Annotated in this window: 9 protein-coding genes; 8 read left to right on the forward strand and 1 reads right to left on the reverse strand. The window is 59.1% G+C overall.

Translation table 11 applies throughout. The features are described from left to right. Nucleotides 1-27: 27 nt before the first annotated feature. From JV18_RS0100330 to JV18_RS0100360, 7 genes are read left to right on the forward strand one after another with little or no spacing between them, the layout of a single operon-like run. Entirely contained in the window at nucleotides 28-2,025 is a 1,998-nt protein-coding gene (locus tag JV18_RS0100330; RefSeq protein ID WP_081944621.1) for a polysaccharide biosynthesis protein, read from the forward strand. A 58-nt stretch (nucleotides 2,026-2,083) separates the two neighbouring features. Further along, nucleotides 2,084-3,430, forward strand: a complete 1,347-nt coding sequence (locus JV18_RS0100335; RefSeq protein WP_160174147.1) for an O-antigen ligase family protein — start codon at nucleotides 2,084-2,086, stop codon at nucleotides 3,428-3,430. A gap of 56 nt (nucleotides 3,431-3,486) precedes the next feature. After that, nucleotides 3,487-4,197, forward strand: a complete 711-nt coding sequence (locus tag JV18_RS0100340; protein WP_160174148.1) for a polysaccharide biosynthesis/export family protein — start codon at nucleotides 3,487-3,489, stop codon at nucleotides 4,195-4,197. Nucleotides 4,198-4,226: 29 nt separating this feature from the next. Beyond that, complete coding sequence (locus tag JV18_RS0100345; RefSeq protein WP_081944623.1) at nucleotides 4,227-6,422, forward strand: GumC family protein; 2,196 nt, start codon at nucleotides 4,227-4,229, stop codon at nucleotides 6,420-6,422. A 14-nt stretch (nucleotides 6,423-6,436) separates the two neighbouring features. Continuing rightward, entirely contained in the window at nucleotides 6,437-7,672 is a 1,236-nt protein-coding gene (locus JV18_RS0100350) for a hypothetical protein (RefSeq protein WP_144243822.1), read from the forward strand. 1 nt (nucleotide 7,673) lies between these two features. Further along, on the forward strand, nucleotides 7,674-8,273 hold the full coding sequence (locus JV18_RS0100355; RefSeq protein ID WP_033072922.1) for a sugar transferase: 600 nt from the start codon (nucleotides 7,674-7,676) through the stop codon (nucleotides 8,271-8,273). Then, nucleotides 8,270-8,917 carry an acetyltransferase gene (locus tag JV18_RS0100360; protein ID WP_033072923.1) on the forward strand — a complete coding sequence of 216 codons (648 nt, stop codon included), beginning with the start codon at nucleotides 8,270-8,272 and terminating at the stop codon, nucleotides 8,915-8,917. Before JV18_RS0100355 ends, JV18_RS0100360 begins: the two co-directional genes overlap by 4 nt. A 16-nt stretch (nucleotides 8,918-8,933) precedes the next feature. Here the strand turns inward: JV18_RS0100360 and JV18_RS0100365 are convergent, their stop codons facing one another. Next, on the reverse strand, nucleotides 8,934-10,112 hold the full coding sequence (locus tag JV18_RS0100365; protein ID WP_033073003.1) for a DegT/DnrJ/EryC1/StrS family aminotransferase: 1,179 nt from the start codon (nucleotides 10,110-10,112) through the stop codon (nucleotides 8,934-8,936). 117 nt (nucleotides 10,113-10,229) lie between these two features. On the opposite strand from JV18_RS0100365, the gene JV18_RS0100370 reads away from it, so the two are divergent. Beyond that, on the forward strand, nucleotides 10,230-11,381 hold the full coding sequence (locus JV18_RS0100370) for a glycosyltransferase family 4 protein (protein WP_144243823.1): 1,152 nt from the start codon (nucleotides 10,230-10,232) through the stop codon (nucleotides 11,379-11,381). The last annotated feature ends 19 nt before the right edge of the window (nucleotides 11,382-11,400 follow it).

Raw genomic sequence — 11,400 nt, forward strand, 5'->3', positions numbered from 1 at the left:
CAATTTTGTGAAAGTTGGACTTTTTCGATGACGATCCGGCCGCGATCCGATGACTTTTCGACCCTAGTCATTGACTCGATCGTCGTCGGATTGCGGCGGCTCGCCGATCTTCCGCGCCCGTTGCGTCGTCTTATTGCGCTGATCATGGATCTGATGCTTTGCCTGATCTCGGTCTGGCTGGCGTTTTCCATTCGAATCGGGGCATGGGATCTCATTAGTCCGACCGTCGGGATTGTCGTCGTGACGGTTATTCCATCCTGGCTGATTGCCGCTAGGTGGTGCGGTATCTATCGCTCGATCATCCGCTTCGCGGGCGGTCGGACAATGATGGATATCGCCGCCGCTTGCTTGCTGGTTTCGCTGCCGATGATCACGATATTCATGTTCATCGGGATTGCCGGGGTGCCGCGGACGATCGGCGTGCTTCAGCCGATGATTCTGCTGCTTTTGCTTGCGCTCAGCCGCATTTCGATCCGCTATGCTCTGGTCGATATTCTACACGTCGCCCGTCAGGCTCGGGGGCGGCGCGTGGCGATTTACGGCGCCGGACGGGCGGGGCAGCAACTGGGGTTTGCGATCCGTCAGGACGGGCATGTGGCGCTCGCGGGCTATCTGGACGACGATCCGAGCGTCGAAGGCCACCGGATCGACGGCGTGCGGATTCACGGCACAAACGATATCGGCCGCGTGATCAGCGAGTTGGCGCTCGACGAAATACTTTTGGCCCTGCCAAGCGTCCCTCGGTCGCGGCGATTGCAGATCGTCGAGCAGTTGAAGCCGCATTCGGTGCGCGTCCGCTCGCTTCCCAGCATGGGAAGCATCCTAGAAGGAAAGGTGTCCGTCAGGGATTTGCGCGATGTGCAGGTTGAGGAATTGCTTGGGCGCGACGCCGTTCCGCCGGACGAATCGCTGCTGAAGGGCGCGATCGAGAACAAGGTCGTGCTGGTTTCGGGTGCCGGAGGTTCGATCGGATCGGAATTGTGCCGGCAGATACTTGCGCGCCGCCCGCGCCGCATCATCCTCGTTGAGCAATCGGAATTCGCGCTCTATACGATCCTTACCGAGCTTGAGGAAAGCCCCGTGGCGGATGGCGGCGTTGAGATCGTTGCAGAGCTTGCCGATATTTCGGAATCCATGGTGGCTAGGCGCATCATGGATCGCCACCTGCCGCAAACGGTGTTTCACGCCGCGGCCTACAAGCATGTGCCGCTGGTCGAGGCCAACCCGATCTCGGGTCTTCGCAACAATGTATTCGGCACCTACCGCTGCTGTATCGAAGCCGAACGCGTGGGTGCGTCGCGCTTCGTTCTCGTCAGTACGGACAAGGCGGTCCGACCGACCAACATCATGGGTGCGTCGAAACGCATCTGCGAGCTGGTTCTCCAAGCGCGCGCCGATATGAAAAGCGGGACTATTTTTTCCATGGTGCGGTTCGGTAATGTGCTCGGGTCAAGCGGGTCGGTCGTGCCGCGGTTTCGGGCCCAGATCGCTGCGGGCGGCCCGATTACATTGACGCATCGCGACGTGACGCGATTTTTCATGACGATTCCAGAGGCCGCCCAGTTGGTGATGCAGGCCGGAGCGATGGCAAAGGGCGGAGAGGTATTCGTGCTCGATATGGGGCGGCCCATCCGCATCTACGACCTCGCCTATTCGATGATACAGCTATCGGGCTGCACCGTTCGCGACGAAATCAACCCCGATGGAGACATCGCGATCGAGGAAGTCGGCCTTCGCCCTGGCGAAAAAATGTACGAGGAATTGCTGCTCGGCGACCATCCACTGCCGACCGAACACCGCCGCATCATGCGCGCGCAGGAAGTGAAGCTTGGCTGGTCAGAGCTTTCGGCGTTGCTCGACGAACTGGAACAGGCGCTCGACAATGCGGAGATTGGCAAGGCAATGGCGGTTGTTCGCCGCGCTGTTCCTGACTATGCGCAAACCGACCGCTTGACGGCTACTGAACAGGTCGGGAACTTGCGCACTGCGGGTGCCTGTGGGAGTGCACTGCCATATGCAGAATAATTTCATGAACAGGATTCGGCGCAAAGCAGACGTGGGCGGATTGGAGCGCCCAGCGTTCGTGATCACGCTGATCCTATTGGGAGCGGCGTTTCTGATGGTCGGCAGCGGCCGCGACGACATCGTTTCCTTGCTGATCTGGCGTCCCCTGTCCGCAGTTCTGCTCTGCTTGGCCGCAGTCACCTGCGGCGGAGAAGCCTGGCGGCGCGGCAAGTCGCTCCTACTGTTCGCCATGGCGGTCGTCTTGCTGCTGCTATTGCATGTGATTCCATTGCCGCCCGCCATCTGGGCGACATTGCCGGGACGCGAAATAGTCGCCGACGTCTATCGAGCGGCTGGAATGCAATTGCCCTGGCAACCGCTGTCTATGGCTCAGGCACGGACTTGGAATGCGCTTTTTTCGCTGGCGGGCCCAGTGGCTGTGTTGCTTGCCGCGCTGGCGCTGGAGGCGCGCCAGCATCGGCAATTGCTATATGTCATCCTGGGGATCGGCCTGTTCAGCGGCGTGATTGGAATGATCCAGGCGATAGGTCCCTCGCACGGCGCTCTCTATTTTTACAGGATCACCAATAACGGTTTGGGGGTCGGACTTTTTGCCAACCGCAATCATCATGCGGCCTTTCTCGCGACGCTCTATCCCATACTTGCCGCCAACCTGTCCTTGTTCAAGGGGAAACCGGACACGCTGTTCTTTCACCGTGCGATGACGTTGACGGCCGGTTGCCTCCTCCTGGCCTTCATCCTGATGACCGGGTCGCGCGCGGGCATTTTGCTCGCGGTTTTCGGTCTGGCATTCGCATGGTGGGTCTATCGGGCGCCGACCGCGCAGGGGCGCGTTGTGGGAACTCGTGGGCGGCACCGATCGCGCCTTGTTGGGCTGGGCGTCGCGGTGCTGTTGCTCGTCATTGGTGTGATTGTTGTCACCCAGACGCCAGCACTGTCGCGACTGCTGGAAACCGACCCGTCGTCGGAACTGCGCGTGCGCGCTTTTCCGGTCGTCGCCGATGCCATCGGCAATTTTTTTCCGTTCGGCAGCGGCTTCGGAACCTTTGTCGAAGTCTATCAGATCCATGAGCCCGATAAACTCGTTACCACGTCCTACTTCAATCACGCCCACAATGATTTCGCCGAATGGCTGTTGACGGGAGGCGTGCCAGCATTGCTGCTATTACTATGGGCGGGCATGATGGCGAGCGCCGCATTGTTGGTTTTGCACCGTCGGCGCGGCGCGATCTCAAGCGATCCGGATTATTCGACTCAAATTCTTGGCCGGTCGGGCTTCGCGGTCATTGTCATGCTTGCTCTGGCTAGCTTGACGGACTATCCGCTACGCGTTCCCTCGCTTCTGCTATACACCACGATTGCAGCAGTATGGTGCGCCAACGCATACAGATTCAACCGGAAATGATAGAGCTCATGCGATATAATGTCGGAAAATCCCGCGCGAGGTGGGCCTCGCGCTATATGGCACTCGCATTGGTCGTGGCCCTCGGCGGTTGCGCCTCCGATCTGGTCGGTGAGGGACTGGGTGGTCCGACCGTCACACGGGTTGGCGTGTCCGAACTTCCGGGTCCGCAGGGGCAGATGGGTGCAGACCAGGTTTATAACTATTATATCGGACCGTTCGACAAGCTGATCGTCGACGTCCTCGGCATTCTCGAGCTTAAGGATCGGCGCGTGACCGTTGACGGGTCGGGCAATATATCGCTGCCGATCGCTGGTGTCGTGCAGGTTTCGGGCCTGTCGATCGGCGAGGCAAAGACCCGAATCGCCGAACAGCTTCGGGCAGGCTACGTGCGCAACCCGCAGGTCGCGGTGAATCTGGAGGAGCCTGTCAGCAGTTTCGTGACCGTTGACGGCGAAGTGCAGCAGGCAGGCAATTATCCGATCCTGCCCGGAATGACGTTGATGCGAGCCGTCGCGGCGGCGCGCGGCGCGACCGAATTCGCGCAACTGCGCGAAGTCGTGATCCACCGCAAGGTGAACGGACGCCAGATGATCGCGCTTTATGATCTCGCCGCTGTCCGGCGCGGAGCCTATGCCGACCCGATCCTTTATCCCAACGACATTGTGGTCGTCGGCAATTCACCGGGACGCAGATTGCTTCAGCAGGCTGTGGCCGTTGCTCCGCTGCTCGTGTCGCCGTTGGTCGCGGTTCTGGACAATAACAACTAATCTAACGAAATTGAACGAGAGCTTTCTTGATGTCTGATATGGCGATTGCAAGCGACAATGTGGAGCAAGGTGAGGGAGGCAGGGAATTCCTGACTGCGCCGATCCTGCTCACCTATTGGAATGCGTTGAAGCGCCACCTTTGGCTCGCCGCGGCGATAGTTGGGGTGGCGACGATTGTGGGTGCAATCATCACCTTACTGATGACGCCGCAGTATACCGCTACTTCGCGGATCGAGATTGCGCGCGAGCAGGCGAATGTGACCAATGTTGAAGGGTTGAAGCGCGAGAGTAGTGCGCCCGATGAAGAGTTCTACCTCACCCAATATTCGTTGCTTAATGCGCGTTCGCTTGCGGAACGCGTCGAGCGGCGGCTCCGACTGGCGCGCAATTCCGAATTCTTCGACGCGCACGGGGCGACTCCCGAGGACGAGGGACTCCTTTCGGGGCGCAAAACCGGCCCTGTTTCTGCGGATGATCTTCGGGCGCGTGAACGGCAGGCAGTCGAATTGCTGTTGGAGAATGTAGGCATATCGCCGCTGCGCGGTTCGGCGCTGGTTGATGTCAGCTATACGAGTGCTTCGCCGCAGCTCTCCCGCTTGATCGCAAGCACCTGGGTGAACGAATTCGTCCAGCAAAGCATGGACCGCCGTCTCGCGTCTACTGCCGATGCGCGGGTCTATCTGGAAACGCGTCTGCAGGGGTTGCGGGATCGACTTGAAGAGTCCGAGCGGGACCTAGTCAGCTATGCGGCCCGTCAGGGGATTGTTCGCCTGTCCGAAATGCGTAGCGACGATGGCCGGACCCGGACGACGCAGACGCTGGCATCAAGCGATCTTGAACAGCTCAATCGCCTTTTGGTGCTCGCGACGGCGGAACGTGCCGAGGCGGAATCGAAGCTCAAAGCCGCCCGTACACCCGGGAGCACGCAACTCGCGATTTCGAATCAGGCCCTCGGCATGCTTCGGCAGAGACGTGCGGAGGCCAATGCCGAGCTTCAGGAATTATTGGTCAAGTTCGAGCCCGAGTATCCGCTGGCCGAGGCTGCGCGCGACAAGGTTGCTGCGCTTGATCGCGCGGTCGCGGCCGAGGAAAGCCGTGTTCGCGGAGCCTATGTTTCCGACTATCGGGCCGCGCAGGAACGCGAGCAAAGTCTTCGCGCGCGTGTCGATGAACTTTTAGGCCGTCTGGATGTCGAGAACCGATCGAGCATTCAGTATAATATCTACCAGCGCGAGGTGGATACCAACCGCCAACTCTATGATAGTCTGTTGCAGCGCTACAAGGAAATTGGCGTTGCGGGTGTCGGAACAAACAATATCTCGATTGTCGATGACGCCGTTCTTCCTGAGGAGTCGTCGTCTCCCCGACTGTTTCTCAATCTGGCGGTGGCGTTGACGCTGGGGTTGTTCCTTGCTACCGGCGTGATCGTGATACTGGAAAATCTCGACGAGAGCATTCGCGAGCCGCAGCAGGTCGCCGATCGTTTGGGGGTCCCGCTTCTAGGTGCGATTCCGGTCGTCGATGACGATGCTCTATCGGTTATCGACGATCCCAAATCCATATTGTCCGAAGCCTATATGACGGTGCGTACCAATCTCAGTTTTTCGACGGATCACGGCCTGCCTCGGACAATGGCGCTTACCAGTACTTCACCATCGGAGGGCAAGTCGACGTCCGCCTATTCGCTAGCGCGGGTCATTGGCCGTACCTCGGGAACCGTCGTCTTGGTCGACGTCGACATGCGTCGACCGGTCGTCGCCGAACGCCTGGGTCTCGACGGTTCGCGAGGTGTTTCGAACTTCCTGGCGGGCGAAGATGATTTGGACCGTTTGATTCAAAAGCTCGACGATGCAAATGTGAGTTTCGTCAGTGCGGGCCCCGTTCCGCCGAGCGCGTCCGAACTGCTGAGCGGCGATCGCTTGGCGACGCTGGTGCGCTTGCTTTCGGAAAGGTTCCAGCACGTCATTCTCGACAGCCCGCCAATGTTGGGCTTGTCGGATGCGCCGCTGATCGCCAACACCGTCGAAGGCGTAATCTATGTGATTGAGGCTGATCGCACCGCGGTGCGGGGATCACAAGCAGCGATCGGACGCCTGCATGAATCGCGCGCGCATATCCTTGGTGCGCTTCTTACGAAATATAGAGCGCGTCAGTCTGGCTATGGCTATGGCTATGGCTATGGCTATGGTTACGGCAAGGATGCCGCTGCCGACGGCGCTAGCTGAACAGGGAAGACAGCTTGGCCAGCACGGGCACACTTAAACCGAAGTTGTTCTTCGGGTGGCTGACAGGGCTCTGTCTAGCGGTACTGGCCTTCTCGCAAGCTGCGGCCTCCATCGGTCTTGTTATCGATGGTTTCCGGCCGCTGGGAGCGGGCTTTTTTTCTTGGCGTACCGGCCAAATGCGTTTGTCGATGAAGGTCTTTGAATCGCGCGACAAGAAAAGTGCCGAGTCGGCCATCTCGTTCGGACGATCGACGTTGAAGCTGGCGCCGCTGACGCCCCGCTCGCTTTGGCTGATAGGTCGGGGGCTGGAGATCAATGGCAATCTTGCCGATGCCCGGCGAGCAATGTCGCAGGCGGAGCGGATATCGCGCCGCGATGGCGCCGTTGAACTCTGGCTTGGTGCCGACAATCTTCGTCGGGGCGAAATCGTGGCGGGGCTTAGGAACTTCGATCTGATGATACGCGGTGACCGGGATGCCGGGTCGCAAATCATGCCGCGCTTGTCGATGGTCATTCTCGCGCCAGAAGGGCGGCGTCACCTAATGCCCTACATCAGCGAAAATAATCCTTGGCTACGTGATCTGATGCGCGCTGCGGTGAGCCACCTGCCGCGCGCCGAACCGATCGCGACGCTGCTGATCGATCGTGGCAAGAAGGCACCCCATGTCGACACGCTATACCCTATCTATTCTGAGTTGATGAAACGACTGATTGCCGAGCGCGCCTATCGGCAGGCGTTGCAGTTGCATCCGCTCTTACCAGGGGCGGGCTCCTCAAGCTTGCGCGATGTCGGCGTGGTCGGCGATGGCGCGCCGAGCGACGGCTATCCACCCTTCATCTGGGATTTTCCTGACAGCAGCGATCGCGGTGGAAATGTCGTCGGCGTCGAGGGGGGCGGCGGCCTTGATCTCTTCGGATCGCCCGGAACAGTCGGCATCGCGGCGGGTAAAATCGTTTTGCCTCAAGGCGCGGATACCTTTCGCTGGCGAATCGACGACCGGGCGATGAATCTCCAAAGCGGAGCGGTCTGGGAAATGACTTGCCTCATGGGGAAGGCCGGAGGAACGGTGCGCCGCTCGGTGAACCTCCTGGAGGACGGCGTCCCGCTTGGTAGCGCTATGGCGATGCCGATCCCAGAAGGCTGCGGGCTACTCCGTGTCGAGATGCGTATCGCGGGCGGTATCGGTCGGGGCCCGGCGACGATAACCGTCTCCGAACTCAAAATGACGAGCGGCGAACAGAAACAGTGACATGGTCAAGCGATGCTTGGACATTTTGGGTTCGGCGGCGGGGTTGCTGTTGTTGTCCCCTTTAATTTTAGTCGTCGGCGCGGTCGTTTATCGCCGCTTGGGGAGTCCGGTATTGTTCACTCAGGAGCGGCCGGGGCTCGATGGTCGCATTTTCCGGATGATGAAGTTCCGTACCATGACCGACGCCCGGGGCGCCGATGGAGCGCTCCTGCCAGATGTTGAGCGTCTCACTCCGTTCGGACGATGGCTAAGGTCGACGAGCCTCGATGAATTACCTGGACTGTGGAATGTGCTGTGCGGCGAAATGAGCCTTGTCGGACCGCGACCGCTACTTGTCGAATATCTACCGCTCTATTCCGAGGAACAGATGCGGCGCCACGAGGTGAAGCCAGGTCTGACGGGCTGGGCGCAGGTTAATGGGCGCAATGCGCTGAGCTGGGATGAAAAATTTGCGCTGGACGTCTGGTATGTGAAAAATCAAAGTCTGATGCTGGATGTACGAATTCTGGGACTGACCTTCTGGCGTGTCCTGCGCCGCGACGGCATTTCGGCCGCGGCCGACGCGACGATGCCGGTTTTCAAGGGTAACAGGAAGACATGAGGCAGCTCTATGGTATTTACGGAGCGGGGGGATGCGGTCGCGGCGTAATGCCACTGCTAGCCGAGCAAGCAGAGGGCGCGGTGGAACTGGTTTTTGTTGACGACTCCGGCAAAGCGGATCGCGTCAACGGCTATCCCGTGTGGACCTGGGAGGCATTTCTGATGCAGACGGATCGAGAAAAGGCGATTGCGATCGCAATCGCCAATTCGGAAATTCGCGAACAGATCAATCGGAAACGTCAGGGCGCCGCTGTCGGTCTGATCGATGTCATTTCCAGAAACAGCGTTGTGATGGACGACGTTGAGATCGGGCCCGGCTGCTTGATTTCGCCTTTCGTAACTATGACGTCAAATATAAGGATCGGCAGTCATTTTCATTGCAACATCGGTTCCTACGTCGAGCATGATTGCCGGATCGGGAACTATGTGACCTTTGCGCCGGGTGTCCGTTGCAACGGCAACGTGCATATCGGGGATCACGCCTATGTCGGATCGGGTGCGATTCTCAGGAATGGTAATGCCGACAAGCCGCTCGTAATCGGAGCCGGGGCGGTCGTAGGAATGGGGGCGGTGGTCACGCGCGACGTTGCGTCAGGAAGCGTTGTTGCCGGTAATCCGGCGCGCGAGATGGCGCCAAAGGTCTGATCGCTTGGAAGTTCAGTTATGCTGCTGCCTGACCAACGACCTCGACAACGACTTTGCAGACCTTATCGACTTCTTCGTCGGTCAAGGTCGGATGGCACAAGAACATCAGGCTGGTTTCGCCCAGCTCTCGCGCTACAGGCAGCCGCTCTGCAGGGCGCCACGGCGTGCTCTCGAAGGCTTTTTCGAGATATATTTCCGGGCAACTGCCATGCAGGACTGGTATTCCTTGTGCGTTGCACGCCGAAACGATCCGGTCCCGCGACCAGCCCCGCTTCAAACCTTCGGGGCGCACATAGGCATAGTGTCGATAATAGGCATGTGTCAGCCCCGCTGCGGGTGTCGGCACACGCACGGCATTTGCAAATGGTTGGAGAGCATTGCTGATACGGGCAGCAATCGCTGTGCGCCGCTGCGTCCAGCCGGCCATATGCCGAAGCTGGATGCGTCCGATCGTCGCCTGCACCTCAAGCATTCGCCAGTTCGTACCGAAACTCTCATGTACCCAGCGATAGCCCTCTGTATGCGCGCGTTCGTAGACTGCTTCCCAGCTTTTGCCATGATCCTTGAATGACCACATTTTCGACCAAAGGCCCCGATCGTCGGTCGTCACCATCCCGCCTTCCCCGCCTGTCGTCATGATCTTGTCCTGGCAGAAGGACCAAGCGCCGATGTCCCCGATACTGCCGACGCTTCGCTCGCCGACTTTCCCTCCGTGGGCTTGCGCGCAATCTTCAATAACCCGAATTCCCGCCCCGGCGGCCAGCGCCATGATCGCATCCATGTCGCACGGCCAGCCGCCCAGATGAACTGGGATAACCGCGCGGGTGCGATCGGTGATGACCTGCGCGATCGTCTCGGCCGAGATGTTGCCGCTGTTTGCGTCGACATCCGCGAAAACCGGCCTCGCGCCGGCGTTCACAACGGTCGACGTGGACGCAAGAAAGCTGCGCGGCGTCACGATCACTTCATCACCAGGGCCGATATTCAGAGCCTTAAGTGCAAGGTCCAGCGCGAGCGTGCCGTTGGCGAGGGCGACGGCATGACCACTTCCGCACCATGCGGAAAACTCCTGTTCGAAATTACGACCTTCTCGACCGGTCCAGTAATTGACGCGGTTAGACTTTAGCACGGACTGGACCGCCTCGATTTCTTCGCTCGAGAAGCTGGGCCAAGGCGAAAGGGAAGTATTGAGCATGACGGAGGCCATAGACAGGCCGTGCCAAGATTGCTAGCCGCAATGGCCGTTTGGCAACTCCCGCCTGTCGCGGGGGGCGTCGACGCCGCTCGCCAGCCGCTTGCCCGAGAAATTTAATTGCCCGAACAGATTGATAGGCCACCAGAAAGGCATCCGTTAAATGTCATCTTGATCAACGGATCATATGCGGATTCGCTGATAAATTTCCGGGGTGATATGATCCGGGACTTGGTTGCGCTCGGCTACGAGGTTCACGTCTCAGCGCCTCATATCGATTCGAAAGCATATGCTGCGATCGATGCCATGGGAGCCCATCCACATTCGTTGCAACTTGACCGCACCGGGTTAAATCCGATCGCCGACCTTCGCTATTTTCGGGAGATGCTGGCCCTGATCCGCGGGGTCAAGCCTGGGCTCGTCGTCAACTATACGATCAAGCCAAACATATGGGGAAGTTTCGCTGCCCGTCTGATCGGAGTTCCCGTATGCTCGATGGTCACGGGGTTAGGCTATGTGATGATAGAAGGCGCTGGGTTCAAGAGGCGGCTTGTGCAGGGCGTGGCGAAACGACTCTACGCAGCGGCGTTGGCAGGGAATCGTGTTGTCATTTTCCAGAACGACGATGACGTTCGCGATTTCGTGAGAAGGGGCATCGTTAGTCGGGAAAAGGTGCGAACGATCCGCGGGTCTGGTGTGAATTTGGCACATTTTAGCCCGCGACCACTACCGCCTGAGCCAGTCTTCTTAATGATCGCCCGCCTGCTGAAGACAAAGGGTGTCTCGGAGTATGTCGAGGCGGCAAAGGCTACGAAACAACGCCATCCGCACGCGCGATTCCTGTTGGTGGGAATGCCCGACAACGGTCCCGATGGAATTTCGGCATCCGAAACCGGGGATTGGCAAAAGAATGGGATCGAATATCTCGGTCCGCAATCCGACGTCCGGTCAGCCATCGCGAGCGCGAGCGTGTATGTACTACCGAGCTATCGTGAAGGTACTCCGCGTTCGGTGCTCGAGGCCATGGCTATGGGTCGGCCAATTCTCACTACCGATGTTCCTGGTTGTCGCGAAACCGTACGGCCGGGCGAGAATGGCCTATTGGTGCCTGCACGCGATTCGACGGCGTTACGCGATGCGATGATCCACATGGTCAGCGCTGCGGATGAACGTGCGGAGATGGGGCGAGTTTCGCTCGAAATGGCGCGCGAATTGTTCGACGTCAGCAAAGTCAATCTGGAATTGTTCCGGCATCTGAGCCTTGTCCCGTGAACCGAATTATTCCGAAGAT

It is taken from the genome of Sphingopyxis sp. MWB1 (assembly GCF_000763945.1).
Taxonomy (GTDB): domain Bacteria; phylum Pseudomonadota; class Alphaproteobacteria; order Sphingomonadales; family Sphingomonadaceae; genus Sphingopyxis.

Bases quoted from the DNA above. Each gene is read 5' to 3' on its own strand.
- JV18_RS0100340 (WP_160174148.1), top strand. From the start codon at position 3,487: ATGGCACTCGCATTGGTCGTGGCCCTCGGCGGTTGCGCCTCCGATCTG.
- JV18_RS0100365 (WP_033073003.1), bottom strand. From the start codon at position 10,112: ATGCTCAATACTTCCCTTTCGCCTTGGCCCAGCTTCTCGAGCGAAGAA.
- JV18_RS0100345 (WP_081944623.1), top strand. From the start codon at position 4,227: ATGTCTGATATGGCGATTGCAAGCGACAATGTGGAGCAAGGTGAGGGA.
- JV18_RS0100360 (WP_033072923.1), top strand. From the start codon at position 8,270: ATGAGGCAGCTCTATGGTATTTACGGAGCGGGGGGATGCGGTCGCGGC.
- JV18_RS0100355 (WP_033072922.1), top strand. From the start codon at position 7,674: ATGGTCAAGCGATGCTTGGACATTTTGGGTTCGGCGGCGGGGTTGCTG.
- JV18_RS0100330 (WP_081944621.1), top strand. From the start codon at position 28: ATGACGATCCGGCCGCGATCCGATGACTTTTCGACCCTAGTCATTGAC.